Source organism: Staphylococcus sp. HMSC077D08 (genome assembly GCF_001837945.1).
Lineage (GTDB): Bacteria > Bacillota > Bacilli > Staphylococcales > Staphylococcaceae > Staphylococcus > Staphylococcus epidermidis.
Window position 1 is genome coordinate 182921 of record NZ_KV834742.1, and the last position, 16774, is coordinate 199694.

Sequence of the window (16774 nt, forward strand, 5' to 3'; positions counted from 1 at the left end):
TACGGACTCATTACTATAGTCCCGTTATAAAACCGAGTTACTTATTCACATTATAGAATCGTATACAAATTGATAACATTTTTCTTTCGCTCACTTAAATGTCTTCAATTTCCTCTTCATTTACTATAAAACCCATAGTATTTACACTATTATTTAAAAATGATAGAACATATCTCATCACCAAATCGCGTTCAGGTTCATTATGTATTTCATGATATAATCCATCCCAAACTTTAAAGTACATCTCTTTCGACTTTAATTTATCTTTCATTTCATTAATAGATTGAGTTTCTAAAATTTTGTCTTTGGTACCATACATTATCAATGCTGAAATAGGTTTAATATCTCTGATATGATCCATTGTTTCTTTCATCTTTTCATTTATAAGGTTATACCAACTATATGTTACCTTTTTAAGCATTAGCCCATCATTTGCTGTTTCTTCAATAATTTCATCATTACGTGTTAAATCATGAGGGGTTATACCAACTTTAAATCTAGTATCTTTAGAAATTTTACCAACATTAGAAATCAATTTGTTTTTGCGCCCTTTATAGTCTCTCTTTAGTTCTAACATAGGTGAAAATAATAATATACCTTCAATAGGTAATTCTGTTTTCTCAAGCAGATTTAAAATAATGAGACCACCTAGTCCCACACCTAAAACAAATGTTGGAATTTTATATTCATTAGCTATTTTTATCCACTCTAATATATTTTCATGGTACGTATTAAAATCATCTATTTGACCCTTTTGAGCTCGTGAAGTTTGTCCTTGTCCCGGTAAATCGCCCATGATAACGTGATAACCATTCCTTCTTAACATCGTGATAACATATGCATATCTACCTGTATGTTCTAATATATTATGAGCAATGACAACAACGCCTTTTGCGTCATTTTCTGTTTCCCACTTCCACATTTTCTAATTGCCCCTTTTTATATGTTCTTTATTAATATAATTATAGCAAATCAAACATATTGAATGCTATTTTAAGTGAAATTTGATAGATATTTAAGTGTTTTCTTTAACTCTTCCAATATAGCCTAAAATATAATTACTCTTTAAGTGTGCAAGCTCTTAATGAAAACGCTTTCTTAAACTTAATTTTCATGATACACTATTTAAAAATATCATAGTTTAGTATAACGGAGGTATTGCATATGTCCTTATTTAAAGATTTTTTCATTGCGTTATCTAATCATACATATCTTAATAAAATAGCTAAAAAGATGGGACCTCAAATGGGAGCAAATCGTGTAGTCGCAGGAAATACGATTCATCAATTAATTGAGACCATACAATATTTAAATGATTATAATATTTCAGTTACTGTCGACTCATTGGGTGAATTTGTTAGTACTAGAGAAGAAAGTATTAAAGCTAAAGAAGAGATTTTAGAAATTATTGATGCAATCTATAACAATAATGTTAAGGCACATATGTCAGTTAAAATTAGCCAACTTGGAAGTGAGTTTGATTTAAATCTTGCTTATGAAAATATGAGAGAAATTTTACTTAAAGCTGATAAGAATGGAAAGATGCACATTAATATTGATACAGAGAAGTACGATAGTCTTTCTAAAATTCAACATATTATTGATAGATTGAAAGGTGAATTTAAAAATGTGGGTACAGTCATTCAAGCCTATCTGTATGAAGCCGATGATTTAATTGATAAATATCCTGAATTACGTTTGAGACTAGTGAAAGGTGCTTATAAGGAAGATGCATCAATCGCTTATCAATCGAAAGAAGAAATTGACGCAAATTATATTAGAATTATTAAAAAACGACTACTAAATTCAAAGAACTTTACATCTGTAGCTACACATGACAATGAAATTATCAACCAAGTCAAACAATTTATGAAAGAAAATCATATTAGCAAAGATAAAATGGAATTTCAAATGTTGTACGGTTTCCGCACGGAATTAGCACAAAAAATAGCTAATGAAGGTTATTTATTTACAGTTTATGTACCATACGGTAATGATTGGTTTGCGTACTTTATGAGAAGACTAGCAGAACGCCCTCAAAACTTGTCATTAGCTATAAAAGAATTTACTAAACCCAAAATCTTAAAAAAGATAACTTTGGGTATCGGTATATTTGCAACTTTATTGACGTCTCTTATCCTTGGCATTAAAAGACATAAAAAATAAAATAAAGGCATGAAGTATTTTGATATCTACTTCATGCCTTTATTTTTTAATTGATTTGCTTAATTAGATTAGCCATTTCGATTGCACTAACTGCTGCTTCTGAACCTTTATTTCCAGCTTTAGTACCAGCTCTTTCTACTGCTTGCTCAATACTTTCAGTTGTTAGAACTCCAAAAATCACTGGAGTATCTGAAATATCATTTGCTTTAGAAACACCTTTAGCTACTTCATTACATACATAGTCATAATGTGAAGTTGCGCCTCTAATCACACATCCTAATGTAATCACAGCATCATATTCACCTTTTTGAGCTAATTTTTTTGCAACGAGTGGTATTTCAAATGCACCAGGCACATAAGCTACATCAATATTAGTATCTACTACTTCATGACGAATGAGTGTATCTTTAGCCCCTTCAAGTAAACGTGTAGTAATAAAATCATTAAATCTACTAACAACAATCGCAATTTTTAAATCCTTACCAACTAATTTACCTTCAAAATTCATTTTCGAGTCCTCCTATATTAAATGTCCCATTTTATTTTTTTTAGTTTCCATATAACTATGGTTATGTTGCGTTTCTGGTACGATAAGTTCAATTCTATCTACGATCTCAATGCCGTAATCTTTTAAACCTTCAAATTTTTTAGGATTATTGCTGAGCAAGTTAATTTTACTTAAACCAAAATACTTTAATATTTCAGCTGCAACATGATAATCCCTCAAATCCTCATCAAAACCAAGAGCAAGATTTGCAGTAACTGTATCATAGCCTTTTTCTATTAACTCATATGCGCGCAACTTATTCATTAACCCTATTCCTCTACCTTCTTGAGGTAAATAAATAATCATTCCACCATGTTCTTCAATATATTTCATTGACGCTTCAAGTTGCGCCCCGCAATCACATCTTTGACTATGAAAAATATCCCCAGTCAGACAAGCAGAATGCATACGTACATTAGGAATGCTTTTTAAATCTCCTTTAACAATAGCAACGATTTCTTCTTCGCTATAATCCGTTGTAAATCCATACATATCAAAATGACCAAAATCTGTTGGCATCTTGACCTTTGCCTTGAGATTAACATTAAGTTCAACAGCCTTACGAAAGGCAACCAAACTTTTTATAGTAATCATTTTTAAATGGTGACGTTCTTTAAAGGACTGGAGATCTTCACCCTTAGCCATTGTTCCATCATCATTCATAATTTCGCAGATTACGCCAGCTGGTTGTGCTCCTGTTAAACGTGCCAAATCTACGGCAGCTTCAGTATGACCATTACGTGTTAACACACCATTTTCTTTTGCTATAAGTGGAAATAAGTGCCCCGGACGATGAAAATCTTCAGGATTAGTCTTTTCATCTATGAGTGCTCTAGCCGTTTGTGTACGTTCATGTGCACTGATTCCTGTAGTAGTTTTATAATGATCAACACTTACAGTAAAATGTGTGCCATAAATATCTGTGTTATTTTGCTCCATAGATTGTAGTTTTAATCTTTCAGCTATAGATCTATCAATTGGTGCACAAATCAGACCACGACCCTCTTTAGCCATAAAATTAATGGTATTATCATCCATCCATTCCGTAACAGCTACAAGATCTCCTTCATTTTCTCTATCTTCATCGTCAACTACAATAATGCTCTCTCCATTTCTTAAAGCCTCTATAGCCAACTCAATTGTATCGAATTGCATGTGATATTCCTCCTAAAAACCAAATGCTCTAAGCTTCTCTTCCGTTATCTGCGATTGATTTTGATTCATGATGTTTTCAACATATTTGAATAGTACGTCAGACTCCAAATGCACTTTGTCGCCCACTTTTTTAGATGAAAGAATAGTAGATCGACGTGTCTCTGGTATAAGATGTATATCAAAAGTATGATCATGTAAATCAAATACAGTAAGACTAACTCCGTCTACAGTTATAGAACCTTGCTTGACCATTTGATTCAAAATATTTTTAGTTGTTTTAATAGAAATAATTCTTGAGTTAGCAGTTTCATTGATTTTAGAAATTGTTCCAAGCTCATCAACATGACCTAACACGAAATGTCCACCAAATCTCCCACTTCCACTCATGGCTCTTTCGAGATTAACTTCTGTATTACGTTGAACATTTCCAAGATATGTTTTGTTTTCAGTCCCTTTGATGACTTGAACTGAAAAACTTGAATCAGTGAAATCTATCACAGTTAAACATGCACCGTTAACACTTATTGAATCACCAATATGCATATCAACTAAAATGTTTTGTGCTTTAATTTCAAGCGTTCTTACTGATTGCTCAGAGCGAACTTGTTGTACAGTACCTATTTCTTCAATGATACCTGTAAACATAGACATTCACTTCTTTCGTAATTTCAATTTTAAATTTTGATTAATTAACTTGGAATCAACAATTTCAAATTGAGTTGCTTCAGGCAAATCAATCACTTCGTCAGTCTTATAAAATTGATGTTTGCCAGAACCACCAATTAATTTCGGGGCTATATATAAAATGAGTTCATTTAGATGTTTGGATTGGAGAAATTGCGAAGTAATATTTGGGCCTGCCTCGACTAGCAGTTTCCCAATACCTCTTTGATATAAGTCTTGTAATATTGTCGTTGTATCACAATTACTTATATTTATTATTTTAATAAAACTTTTATCTGTTTTTAATTTTTCATTTTCAGTGTAAATCCATATCTCCGATGCAGTATCTTTAAATATTTGTTGATTAAAATCGAGTTGTCCTGTCTTAGAGAGAATAACACGAATCGGATGTTTTCCATCAGGAACCCTGGTTGTATACAATGGATTGTCTGCTTCAATGGTTCTACGCCCAGTAATAACTGCATCATGCTCATGTCTTAATTGATAAACATCTTCTTTAACTTCTTTGTTTGTTATCCACTTACTTTCATTAAAGTCTGTTGCTTGTTTACCATCTAAACTAGATGAGACCTTTACAGTTACTTCCGGAACTTCGTTTCTTTTAGCAGTAAAAAAGTCACGGTATAGTGTAGCTGCATTTTCATTATATTGAAATTCAACCTCTATACCAGCTTCTCTCAGAATCTCGTCACCCTTGCTTACTAAAGTAGTATCTTTAACAGCATAGATGACCTTTGATATGCCCGCTTCAATAATTTTATCCACACAAGGTGGCGTTGAACCATGGTGTGTGCATGGTTCTAATGAAACGTATATGGTAGCACCTTGGGCTTTTAAACCTGCCATTTCAATAGCTTGTACTTCAGCATGTTTATCTCCCTTTTTTAAATGTGCACCTAAACCTACAATCCTACCATTTTTAACAACAACGGATCCTACTGGAGGATTAACACCTGTTTGTCCATTTACCATTTTTGCTAGTTGAATAGCATCATCCATAAATCTACTCAATTGATCACCTCAAAAAAAACCTTATACCTATACTGTAGGCATAAGGAGATATCTATATCTTTAAATAAGCCTATTGGCATACTTAAAATTGCACATAAGTATACAATACGCTTATCATAACTACACGAATTTGTGTAAGTCGATAATTCATCTTCTTTCTCCCATCCAGACTCTAACTGTCGGCTCTAGATTCACACTAGATCAGCCACTAACATCAAAAAAACAATACTAGTGGGTCGCAGGCTTAATTTACTGCCGGTTGGGAATTTCACCCTGCCCCGAAAGAAATATATGAAATTGTTATGATTAATTGAGTCCAGTAGTTCTTCACTACATTTTAAATCTTACTATATTTAAATTTAAAATACAATTTTATAGCTTATTTTATTCAATGATTTTATGAAGATATATTAAACTCACAAACACGCTAAATGCATATTACTTATTTCGATTTTCCTGTGTTATATATAATTGAGATACTGTATCAACAACTTGATTAACAATCATCTTTACACCATTTCTAAGTTTATTGACACCGTTGGTCATTTGTCCAATTGCAATCACATTTTTTAAGGTTCCATATCTAGGACTTATGACTTGATTTGTTTCTGGGATAATTTGAATGCCACCCATAGGATGACATTGAACAATTTGTCTATTTTCTAAGTTTAAAATTAATTGATCATCCTCATCTAATTGAGAAAGATGTGTTTTAGAACCTGTAGCATTAATAACAATGTCAAACAACTCATAATTTTGCGTGGTGTCGTTGTACTTTAACATAAATTGCTCATTTTTATGGACTATGTCTTCTAGTCCCTTTTTAATGACAAGTTCATTATTCTGTATTAACTTAATTAGTAAACGAGCCGTTCTAGGAGGCATTGGATTAGAATTTAATTGAATGATTTTAGTGTACTTACGATTAAAAGTTTCTTGATCTTTAACGCTCAAACTATTCCAAATCCAGTTTAAATTTTCTTTTAAATGTTCAATGATACTTTGGAATATCCCCATTTCTTCTTCATGATTCAAATCATACTCCAAGTCTTTCACATGGTTTCCAGTTCTACGATAAATAAGTTTTTTAAAGTCTATTCCATAATCTTCACATTCTTTTAAAAATAATGAAACTACCTTTTCTAATGGTACATTACCAAAGTGTTTTTTCATAATTCCATTAAATCGTGATTTAGTTAAATGCGTAAACTGAATTTTAGTCATTTTTCCTCTAACACTGGGCAATGCTGCGGAACGACTTGTCATAGTAATGGGTAAATATGGATGATGTGCAGCTACATATCTCACAGCATCTAAACTAGCCAACCCTGTTCCAATAATCACGATTCGATCTGAATCTTTAACATTATCAAGTGTATGATATGTAGGATAAGGCGTTTGGATATAGCCTTTAGTTCCCTTCAAATCATAAGGGTCATGGTAACTAAAAGTTCCAAAAGTTAAAAATAAATAATCATATTCACGCCATTCTTTTTCATCATCACATGTACATACATGATATTTTAAATCTGTGTCATCAACATCGGATTGTGTAAAAATTTCTTGTACTTTATCATTGATAATAGTTAAATTATCAAATTGGTCATTATAATAAGATAAATAAGACTTCATATAATGACCAAATACAAATCTAGGCAAATATTGAGGATTACTAAAATTGAATTCTGTCTGATTTTGATACCACTTCCAAAACTCTTGGTCATCATCAAGATTTAAGCTCATAGATTTTGATGGCATGTTAATAAGTAGTTCGCTACTATCATTTTGAAATGGAACACCTTGACCCATATTTCTATCATCATCATATACATCTACTTTTAATTGAGAAAAGTTTTCATGTTTAACGAGTTGGCGTAACACACTTACACCAGCTGTTCCCATACCTATTATTGCTACACGCATATCAATCATCCTTATGTATTTATTATTAGTAGTTACATTTTATTGTACACTTTTTCACTATATCTATATTACCTATTTGATTGACTTTTAATCTTAAAATAGTATGCTAAAATTTTATTTGAGGTGAAGCTTATGAAATTTATAGTTAAAGTTTTAATTGCTTTTGCAGTTCTGTTTACAATACTATCGCGAAAAAACAAAGCTGAATAATTCAACATTTAATCCAATAAATTAAAAACACCACTATAAAACTATTGAAAGTTAACTATTGCTTAAATCTAAATTAATTTTAATTAGCACGATTAACTTCACAACTTTTATTAGTGGTGTTTAGTTTAACTATTTAATTTATTTTTGGTGTTTATCGTCATCTTTATAAACATATAATTTGAAGTATTTACCTTCTGTTTTCATGTTCTTGTAGAAATCTGCAATGATATTCGCGTTACTTTCAGCCCATTTTATATCAGTAGCATATTGGTGTTCACCCGGATTTTTAGGATTCCATCTCATACTATAAAGTGTATTTTGATCATCATGAGATAAGAAATGCTTATGAATAAAATCAGCGCCACCATATATAGCTTTTTGTGGTGTGTCCCATCCATGTTTTTTAGCATATTCGGCACCTGTTTTAATAGGGTCACTATCTAATGCACCAACACCATAGAAATTGTAATATTTTTTACCATCTATTTCTACACCATTAGCGAGTTCACTTTTAGCTGCACCTGTTTCTAATAGAGCATGAGAAATAAGATATACTTCATTGACATGTTTAGACTTTGCGGCATTAATAAAATCATCTGTATGTTTTAGTAGTACTGGTCTATCAAACAACATACGTTTAATTCTATTTTTATCAATGCCTTGATACTTAGACAAATCTAAAAATTGATATTTTTGTTTATCATCATCTATGAATTTACTACTATCCATAGCTTCTTTAATTTCTGTACCAGACGCATCACGCCAAGCTGTATTAGCTTTGTTAGATACTTGTTGGCTCGTATAATTGTGTATTTGCTTTTTAGATGCTTTATCTAAAGTTTTATCTAATTTTTCAACCTTTTCAACTGGTTTGACATGTTTAAAAAATATTTGATCTGAAATCATTGAAAAGAAGATAAAACCTGTAACAACAAATACAATTAGCAAACCTATGATAGCTAATATTGAGCCTTTCTTGTGCTTAGTCATATTCACACCTCTTAGGTCATTGTTGTTAAACTAGTCATTCTATTACGATAATCAAGTTTAACATTATTCAAACACATTCACAATTTGAAACTTCTTTTGTTACAAATTCATAAATAAATGGTAATCAAATTGAAATTTAAATAAATAGGTTACACGATGCACATATTAAAAAAATAAGACAAGAATCGAAATTTTTTTAATGCCAAATGAATGTTTTTATATACTGACAAAACTGAAAAATTCATTGATTATTATTAAACAGCAATATCACCTTTTGTTTTTATGGCAATTAGATTTAAATTTTAATTTATTTAAACATTATAGTGTTGAATAGGTTTTATAAATCCAGATTTAGTCACTATGGTGACACTCTAAATATCATTTCTTATAATTCATCATTATGAAACTTACAGCTTGTGATCTATTTTTATAATAGTATTGATTTAAATCGATAGTTCCTTCAATTTCACCTTCACGGTATTTCATCTCATTGGTGAAATTATTAATCATCACAAAATCAGATCGATCTCTAATGATATCCAAATCATCATTTCGTGCAAAAAAGTGCTCTAGATTTAAATGTGCGTAATCCATAAAAGTCCCTCCTCTTTATTCAAAAAGTATTTATGTTGAAAAGCCAAGTTAGCATGCAAATAAAACACTTATTTTATATATTAATAAAGTCTATGACTACTATTTAACACCTATTGCTTCAATTACGCAAATGATTATTTTCAAACAATAAGTTAACTTCTATTTATCCGGAAATCACTTTATGTACATAAATAGGAGTTAATTACATGTCATTTGAGGAATCATATAAAAAATACAATAATATCATACATTATTTGTTAAAAAGTTATCAAATCACTTATAATTATGATGAATTTTATCAACAAATGCTCATTAAAATGTGGCAACTTACACTCGATTTTGATGAACAACAATCTTCTTCTTTTAAATCTTATCTATTTATACGCTTAAAATTCTATCTTATAGATTTATTTAGACAAAAAGATACTACACTTAATATATGTAGTATTGATACCCTTTCAGAACTTTCTCCGTCAATTTCAATCAACGACATCGATTTATTTATTAAAGATATTTCACAACAGTTACTTCCACGCGAACGAGATTGGTTAGCCTTATATTTACAAGGATACAAACAATATGAAATTTCCCAAATCTTAGATTTTTCACCTACAACGATTAAAAAAATAAAATCTAACACAATACGAAAACTACGTCGTTATTTAATTTTATCTACAAAGGATTGACATCTATGAAATGTATATCAACGCATTCACTTTTATATCTTCAAACTGCGTTTTCAACAAATGTTGAAACCTATATTCAGTATGAACATTACAATATTCATTTACCATGTTCACCTGAAAAAACATTACATTATTTATTGGAATTACATCAAAAATCTTATCATCATCAATGTATGTTATCTAAAAATATTTTAAACATAAAAAAACTCATACCTATCTATATCAATGAGGAAACCATATTATTTCCAGTTACGCAAAAACGTGCATCGATTAAATATTTTATCAATGCACGCAATATTATAGGAATTCATTCTTCAATTCATACCACAAAGATAGTTTTTGAAAATGGTTCGACTATCGAAGTGAACATCCCCTATACCCTAGTAACAAAAAAGTGGCAAGAAAGTCTTACCGTAGGTCATATCATAGAGAAAACTACTTTTTATTAAATTTATATTCTAAAAGCTTTTTAGTGAATAAGGCAGTCGTATGTTTAATAGCATATAAACTAGCAATCATCATAACTATCGCAATAATCAAAACAGTTAACATAACAAAACCTGATAAATCAATACGTGGGTTGATATAGGCATGTACTATAGCTAAGCTGGTCACTAACCCTAAAATAAAGAGTCCGAGCAAAAATGCATAAGCTAAAACCATACAAATTAAAAGTACGAACACATGAGAAGTCGATTTTTTCTTATGATTAAATATAAATTTCTTTAAATATTCATTTGAAAATCTTATTGGCTTATTTGTGTCAACACTTTTATCCTGATCAACTGAGTCAATATATTTGTTAAGCGCATTTTTTTCTTTAGCATTTAAAAACCATAATTGCTTATTTACTCTTTTGATGAATTCATTTTTACTCATTTGATAGGTACCTCTCTTCAGAATTAGTCATATTTATCAATAGTAAATGAATTAAACTATTCTTTCAAATCTTCTTATATAACTAAAATAAAACAGCAATCTAGTGAAATAAATCCACTTAATTGCTGTTTTTTTACATTTATAGAATTGACAAACCAGAACTTTGAATATCTTTGGCAAAACCTTTGACTGTATCTACTGAAAGTTCTCCTATATCACGGCCTAAATTATTATTAACTTTTTTTACAACATCAGCTGGGCAAGTAATAATATCAGCGCCAATTTCATCAGCTTGAATTACATTATATACTTCACGACAACTAGCCCATAATAATTGAACGCCTTCTTTACTATGAGTTACCTTAACGGCTTCTTTCATCAAAGGAAGTGGATCAATACCAGTATCTGCAATACGTCCTGCAAATACTGACACATATGTTGGCACACCTTCAGTTACAACGTCAGTAATTGCTTTTACTTGCTCTATAGTATAGACAGCTGTAACATTCAACCTTACCTGTTTCGATGATAAACTTTTAATTAATGGTAGTGTAGACTCACCGGTTGTTGTAACAATAGGAATTTTTACAAATACATTATCACCATATTGTTTTAAAATCTCAGCTTCTTTTTCCATAGTAGGTAAATCGTCAGCAAACACCTCAAAAGAAATTGATGCGTCGGGTATTTCACTAACCGCTTCCTCTGCAAAAGCTTTATAATCAGTTACACCTGCTTTAGCCATCAAGCTTGGATTCGTTGTAAAACCATCAACGAGTTGATTCTTATATGCTGATTTCATTTCTTCAATATCTGCACCATCCGCAAACACTTTAACATTTAATTTTGTCATGTCATTTCTCCTTAACGTGAAAGATCAATACTATCAATTATATGTATAGAATTGATTATTTGTATGTATATCAGACTAAAACTATGGATAGCGTTTTGTAATCACGTTTTAAATTTAAAAATTTTATAACTTATTTATAACATGACCTTGAAATGTAAGCGAATTATTTGCTTTAATTTTAAATATACTGTCTAAAATGGAATGAAAATTACTATGTTTAAGTTTAATAAATATGATAGTATATTGTAATAATGTTTATCTAGGAGGCAGTTTATGGCTCGGTCAAAAAAGTATTTTTATCTTAGTCTATTAATGATAATTTTAAGTTTTTTCTTTAATACCAATAATTCATTATTGAGTAATATATTTCAATCGTTTATGAAAATTGTTGTAGTTACGAGTATCGTTAATATTATAATACTTATTTTATCGATAATTTTTGCCGATAAATCTATAAAGTATGCTAAGGAAAGTTCAGACTGGATTAGATTTGCAAGCAAAATTTTACCATTGATTATTTTAATCACTATTATTATCCATATTCTTTCATCTTTACATACTTTTGGTTACATTTTTAAATAAACAATCAACTCTTTTATATTTTGAGGTGAAATATAGATGCAATATCTATATATTTTTGTAGGCGGTGCTTTAGGTGCATTGATAAGATTCTGTTTATCAATGCTTAATGAAGGGTCAACCTTTCCGTTGGGAACATTTGTTGCAAATTTATTGGGTGCTTTTTTAATGGGCAGTATCGGCGCTTTAAGCGTTTCACTCTTTAAAAGTCATCCAAACATAAAAAAAGGGCTTACCACTGGTTTACTTGGTGCGTTAACTACTTTTTCAACATTTCAATTTGAACTTATAACACTATTTAATCAACATCATTTTATACTGTTTACTGTATATGGTGTAACGAGTTATATTTTAGGAATACTAAGCTGTTACCTCGGTGTCAAAATAGGAGGTAGATTTTCTTGATTACTATTTTGCTCGTTATGTTAGGTGGAGGAATCGGTGCTGTATTTAGAGCCTTAATCACAAATATATGCCAAAGCTTATTCAATAGTAAAATTCCTATTGGAACATCTATAGTAAATATTACAGGTAGCTTAATTATCGGGTTTATGATGGGGCATGCACTCGCTAGCCAGGATATGTTTCCTTTCTTTGTTACAGGTGTTCTCGGAGGTTTAACTACTTTTTCAACATTATCATCTGAACTTGTTAATATGTTAAGCCCTCAATTTAAACCATTACGTTTTGTAGTTTATTCCTTATTACAATTTATTTTAGGTTTCATTGCTTGCTTCTGTGGATACCATATCTAATATTAAAATAACTTTTACTTACGGTTATAGTAACTTATTTCATAGATTATGATTTCTATTTGTATCTTTAATTATCTTATTAATTTAGAAGCTCAACAAAACTAAATCCTTATTAAGGTCCTCAAGCTATTATGACAACGAGAATAATTGTAGTTAAAAAATAAACATATTCTCAACTCAACGATGTTGTACCAATATATAATAATGGCTAAGACAAATGCTATTGTCTTAGCCATTTTACTATTGATTTACTTACCGTCAAATTCAAGAGGGTTAGGTCCAATTCTTTTATCTTGATTTAATTGATCGATTCTTTCCATTTGGTTGTCGCTTAATTCAAAATTCCATACGTCTAAATTTTCTTCTATGCGATGTGGTGTTACGGATTTAGGTATAACAACAACATCGTGCTGAATATTCCATCTTATTACAACTTGGGCTGGAGTTTTCCCTACTTCATTAGCTACTTCATTTATGACATCATCATGGAGAATTTGTGAATTCATTAATGGAGACCATGATTCCATGATAATATTTTGGGCTTCTAAATACTTTCGCAATTTATTTTGTGTTAAATAAGGATGAAATTCTACTTGGTTAATGACCGGTTTAATAGAAACTTGGGCAAGCAAAGCTTCAAAATGTTCTGGGGTAAAATTGCTCACACCAATATTTTTCACCTGATTTTGTTTATATAAGTCTTCCATACCTCTCCAACTATCAATCATTACCGCTTCATTTGTACCTGGCCAATGCATTAGATATAAATCTAAATAATCCAGTCCTAATTTTTCAACAGATTGGCGATAGGCTTCTTCCACATTTTGACGTCCAAAATCAGTTAGCCATAATTTAGAAGTTATAAATAAATCTTCACGGCTCAAACCAGTCGATTTTAATCCTTCCTTAATACCTTGACCTACCGTTTCTTCGTTACCATAAATCATTGCCGTATCTATACTTCTATAACCTTGTTCGATAGCATGTTTTACAGATTCTCTACATTCATCGCTATCTTTTACTCTATAAGTTCCGAGTCCTATTTTAGGCATTGTTCTTCCGTTATAAAATTGAACCGTCTCCATATGATCTCTCCTTTAATCATTGTAATTAAAAAATTTACTAGTAATACATACCCTTTTTTTACTTTTTAAAAAAGTAATACTATCAAATCAAAAAAGCCTTCAAAACAATTAATTTGTAGTAATTGTTTTGAAGACTATAATAAGCACTCATATGAAAAATAAAGTAATTTCTTTAATAATTTAATTGAATGACTCAATTTTATCCATGATATCTTGTAAATCATCCACATTGTACTGTATGCGTCCATGGAAAACAAACTTGTTAAAGAATTCTTCTAATTGTTCAGGACCAACTAAAACTTTAACATTTGATGATTGTGTATAATGAGAAATAGTCACATCATTATCCTTTTTAGGATTAAAATACAGTATTGATGTTGGCGTATATTTAGTATTCAATTCATTTTGTAAGTCTCCTGCTAATTTTTCAATATGTTTAATCTTATCCGAATAATTAACAAAAGATAATGAATGTTGATCTTCATTTTGATCCAAGACCAATGTCTGTGGCTGTGATGAATCTAAGTCGAGCGTGTCAAAAACTTGTGACATCGTAGGTAATTCTTTAAATTGCTCACCACTAATGCCATTATAAACATGGCCTTTTAATAATTGAGAGTCAATAATATATAAGCCAGTTCGTGTAAGTACTAGATGACTCACACGTTCAATATTAGTTAACTCATTACTAGGCAAGAAAATATTTGCCATAATATGCATATCTTCAGGGCGTATTCTCTTTTCATTTACTAGTCTCTCACGAATACCAATTAATCTCATATCTGTAACATATTCGCTATGATTTTTTGAGAATAGTTTCAACGCATCAATTTCACGATTTTTGTTACTAACTGTCACGTCAAAATCTTCTTGTTGTTTTGTAACAACTTTTTTATTCTCTACTCTCTCTTTTTCTAAAGCTTCTTCATGAGATTCTTTAAGATGTTGCTCTTTTTCTTTATAATGTGCTTCTGTTTGATTCTTCACTTTCTTCTTACTATGGTTCGCTACTAAGAAGAGTACAAAGAATAAAACAGCCACAAGTATTGCAACAATTAAGCCGATTACTGTCGGTGAAGAAAAATCCATTAAAACAACGCTCCTTTATCAGTTTCAATAACTCTAATTATAATAGAAAAAAGGCTTATTTTCGACATATATTTTATAATTATTTATTTTCTATTTTACAAGTCATTGAATTTCAACTGCATCTTTTAAAAGGTTGACTTTATCTAATTTTTCCCATGGTAATAATACGTCTGTACGTCCAAAATGACCATACGCTGCTGTTTGTTTATATATCGGTTGTTTTAAGTCTAACATTTTAATGATACCTGCTGGTCTTAAATCAAAATGCTTTCTTACAGCTTCAACTAAACGTGCTTCTGAAACCTTTCCAGTATCAAACGTATTAATTGAAATAGAAACGGGTTCTGCTACACCGATTGCATATGCAAGTTGTACTTCACATTGTTTAGCTAAACCAGCTGCAACAATATTTTTAGCTACATATCTTGCAGCATAAGCTGCCGAACGATCTACTTTAGTAGGATCTTTACCACTAAAACAACCTCCACCATGACGGGCATAACCACCATACGTATCAACTATAATTTTACGTCCAGTTAAACCAGCATCTCCTTGAGGTCCTCCAATAACGAAACGTCCAGTCGGGTTAATGTAAAATTTAGTTTCTTCATCTAATAAAGCTTTATCTACAGTTGGGTATATAACATGCGTTTTAATGTCTTTTTCAATTTGTGCTAACTCTACATCTTCAGCATGTTGTGTAGAAACAACAATAGTATCAATACGTCTAGGTTGGTCATCTTCATCATATTCAACAGTCACCTGTACTTTTCCATCTGGACGAAGATAATCTAAAATTTCATCTTTTCGTACATCAGATAATCGTTTAGCAAGTTGATGTGACAGGAATATAGGTAGAGGCATATACGTATCAGTTTCATCAGTTGCGTATCCAAACATTAATCCTTGGTCACCTGCACCTGTTGCTTCAATTTCTTCTTCAGAAATTTCATTTCGATATTCAAGCGCTTTGTCTACACCCTGTGCTATATCAGGTGACTGTTCATCAATCGCAGTTAACACTGCCATTGTTTGTGAATCATAACCATATTTTGCTCTAGTATAACCAATATCTTTAATCGTTTCCCTCACCACTTTAGGAATATCTACATAAGTAGTTGTTGAGATTTCTCCAGAAATAAGTGCCATTCCTGTTGTTACTGTTGTTTCACATGCTACACGAGCATTGGGATCATCCTTTAATATTTCATCAAGAATGGCATCTGAAACTTGGTCAGCAATTTTATCAGGATGGCCTTCAGTAACTGATTCTGAGGTAAATAATCGTTTATTGTATGTCATCATTTTCTCCTTTAAATAAATTACGAAAATTCTCTTTAAATATGAGAGCTAAATAAAAGAGCCTTCTTCACTATATAGATAGAGAGAAGGCTCTTAAACGTCCATTCGCTCTTATCGTTCAGACCATATTTGTCTGCAAACGGTTTGGCACCTTTCTTTAAATAAAGAGGTTGCTGGGTTTCATTGGGTCCATGTCCCTCCACCACTCAGGATAAGAGAATCCGTTAAACTTAATAATATCTAATTCAAAGTATGTTGTCAATTTT

Annotated in this window: 19 protein-coding genes and 2 riboswitches; of the genes, 6 read left to right on the forward strand and 13 right to left on the reverse strand. The window is 30.9% G+C overall.

Features of this window, described 5'->3' with window-relative positions:
- Positions 1–94: 94 nt before the first annotated feature.
- Positions 95–922 carry an alpha/beta fold hydrolase gene (locus tag HMPREF2663_RS01670; RefSeq protein ID WP_002474670.1) on the reverse strand — a complete coding sequence of 276 codons (828 nt, stop codon included), beginning with the start codon at positions 920–922 and terminating at the stop codon, positions 95–97.
- Positions 923–1164: 242 nt separating this feature from the next.
- Between HMPREF2663_RS01670 and HMPREF2663_RS01675 the strand changes: the two genes are divergently transcribed.
- Positions 1165–2166, forward strand: coding sequence for a proline dehydrogenase family protein (locus tag HMPREF2663_RS01675; RefSeq protein ID WP_002490148.1), 1002 nt, complete (start codon positions 1165–1167; stop codon positions 2164–2166).
- Between the two features lie 46 nt (positions 2167–2212).
- On the opposite strand, the gene ribE is transcribed toward HMPREF2663_RS01675, so the two are convergent.
- The 7 genes from ribE to HMPREF2663_RS01710 all read right to left on the reverse strand — a co-directional run bounded on the left by ribE (position 2213) and on the right by HMPREF2663_RS01710 (position 9280).
- Complete coding sequence (gene ribE / locus HMPREF2663_RS01680) at positions 2213–2674, reverse strand: 6,7-dimethyl-8-ribityllumazine synthase (protein WP_002446718.1); 462 nt, start codon at positions 2672–2674, stop codon at positions 2213–2215.
- Between the two features lie 12 nt (positions 2675–2686).
- Complete coding sequence (locus HMPREF2663_RS01685) at positions 2687–3868, reverse strand: bifunctional 3,4-dihydroxy-2-butanone-4-phosphate synthase/GTP cyclohydrolase II (protein ID WP_070845647.1); 1182 nt, start codon at positions 3866–3868, stop codon at positions 2687–2689.
- A 12-nt stretch (positions 3869–3880) separates the two neighbouring features.
- The gene (locus tag HMPREF2663_RS01690) at positions 3881–4513 is read right to left on the reverse strand and encodes a riboflavin synthase (RefSeq protein ID WP_002457857.1); all 633 of its coding nucleotides are present in this window, start codon (positions 4511–4513) and stop codon (positions 3881–3883) included.
- A 6-nt stretch (positions 4514–4519) separates the two neighbouring features.
- Entirely contained in the window at positions 4520–5563 is a 1044-nt protein-coding gene (gene ribD, locus HMPREF2663_RS01695; protein ID WP_002487547.1) for a bifunctional diaminohydroxyphosphoribosylaminopyrimidine deaminase/5-amino-6-(5-phosphoribosylamino)uracil reductase RibD, read from the reverse strand.
- 149 nt (positions 5564–5712) lie between these two features.
- Positions 5713–5853, reverse strand: a riboswitch (FMN riboswitch).
- Positions 5854–6001: 148 nt separating this feature from the next.
- Positions 6002–7486, reverse strand: coding sequence for an FAD/NAD(P)-binding protein (locus HMPREF2663_RS01700; RefSeq protein WP_070845649.1), 1485 nt, complete (start codon positions 7484–7486; stop codon positions 6002–6004).
- Positions 7487–7834: 348 nt separating this feature from the next.
- A complete protein-coding gene (locus HMPREF2663_RS01705) occupies positions 7835–8686 on the reverse strand; it encodes a peptidoglycan release complex glucosaminidase SagB (protein WP_001830727.1) in 852 nt (283 codons plus the stop codon).
- Between the two features lie 378 nt (positions 8687–9064).
- Entirely contained in the window at positions 9065–9280 is a 216-nt protein-coding gene (locus HMPREF2663_RS01710; RefSeq protein WP_002446723.1) for a hypothetical protein, read from the reverse strand.
- Between the two features lie 206 nt (positions 9281–9486).
- Between HMPREF2663_RS01710 and HMPREF2663_RS01715 the strand changes: the two genes are divergently transcribed.
- A complete protein-coding gene (locus tag HMPREF2663_RS01715; RefSeq protein WP_070845651.1) occupies positions 9487–9966 on the forward strand; it encodes a sigma-70 family RNA polymerase sigma factor in 480 nt (159 codons plus the stop codon).
- 5 nt (positions 9967–9971) lie between these two features.
- Positions 9972–10415, forward strand: a complete 444-nt coding sequence (locus HMPREF2663_RS01720) for a competence protein ComK (protein WP_002457860.1) — start codon at positions 9972–9974, stop codon at positions 10413–10415.
- Here HMPREF2663_RS01720 and HMPREF2663_RS01725 read toward each other — a convergent pair.
- Together HMPREF2663_RS01725 and HMPREF2663_RS01730 are read right to left on the reverse strand one after the other, a co-directional pair.
- Positions 10402–10845: a hypothetical protein gene (locus tag HMPREF2663_RS01725; RefSeq protein WP_002446726.1), complete on the reverse strand. Its 444-nt coding sequence runs from the start codon at positions 10843–10845 to the stop codon at positions 10402–10404. The two genes, HMPREF2663_RS01720 and HMPREF2663_RS01725, sit on opposite strands and share 14 nt — an antisense overlap.
- Positions 10846–10984: 139 nt before the next feature.
- Positions 10985–11698, reverse strand: a complete 714-nt coding sequence (locus tag HMPREF2663_RS01730) for a transaldolase (RefSeq protein WP_002446727.1) — start codon at positions 11696–11698, stop codon at positions 10985–10987.
- Between the two features lie 273 nt (positions 11699–11971).
- On the opposite strand from HMPREF2663_RS01730, the gene HMPREF2663_RS01735 reads away from it, so the two are divergent.
- The 3 genes from HMPREF2663_RS01735 to HMPREF2663_RS01745 are packed head-to-tail and all read left to right on the forward strand — an operon-like array spanning position 11972 to position 13032.
- Entirely contained in the window at positions 11972–12280 is a 309-nt protein-coding gene (locus HMPREF2663_RS01735; protein ID WP_002487559.1) for a hypothetical protein, read from the forward strand.
- Between the two features lie 36 nt (positions 12281–12316).
- A complete protein-coding gene (gene crcB / locus HMPREF2663_RS01740; RefSeq protein WP_002474960.1) occupies positions 12317–12682 on the forward strand; it encodes a fluoride efflux transporter CrcB in 366 nt (121 codons plus the stop codon).
- Positions 12679–13032 carry a fluoride efflux transporter FluC gene (locus HMPREF2663_RS01745; RefSeq protein WP_002457861.1) on the forward strand — a complete coding sequence of 118 codons (354 nt, stop codon included), beginning with the start codon at positions 12679–12681 and terminating at the stop codon, positions 13030–13032. The genes crcB and HMPREF2663_RS01745 overlap by 4 nt, the downstream gene beginning before the upstream one ends.
- A 248-nt stretch (positions 13033–13280) precedes the next feature.
- On the opposite strand, the gene HMPREF2663_RS01750 is transcribed toward HMPREF2663_RS01745, so the two are convergent.
- The 3 genes from HMPREF2663_RS01750 to metK form a co-directional block, all read right to left on the reverse strand.
- On the reverse strand, positions 13281–14117 hold the full coding sequence (locus HMPREF2663_RS01750; RefSeq protein ID WP_002446731.1) for an aldo/keto reductase: 837 nt from the start codon (positions 14115–14117) through the stop codon (positions 13281–13283).
- A 180-nt stretch (positions 14118–14297) separates the two neighbouring features.
- Positions 14298–15206 (reverse strand): NERD domain-containing protein, encoded by a 909-nt coding sequence (locus HMPREF2663_RS01755; RefSeq protein WP_070845652.1) that lies wholly within the window; start codon positions 15204–15206, stop codon positions 14298–14300.
- Between the two features lie 102 nt (positions 15207–15308).
- A complete protein-coding gene (gene metK / locus HMPREF2663_RS01760) occupies positions 15309–16508 on the reverse strand; it encodes a methionine adenosyltransferase (protein WP_002457863.1) in 1200 nt (399 codons plus the stop codon).
- 108 nt (positions 16509–16616) lie between these two features.
- Positions 16617–16726: riboswitch (SAM riboswitch) on the reverse strand.
- Positions 16727–16774: the final 48 nt, after the last annotated feature.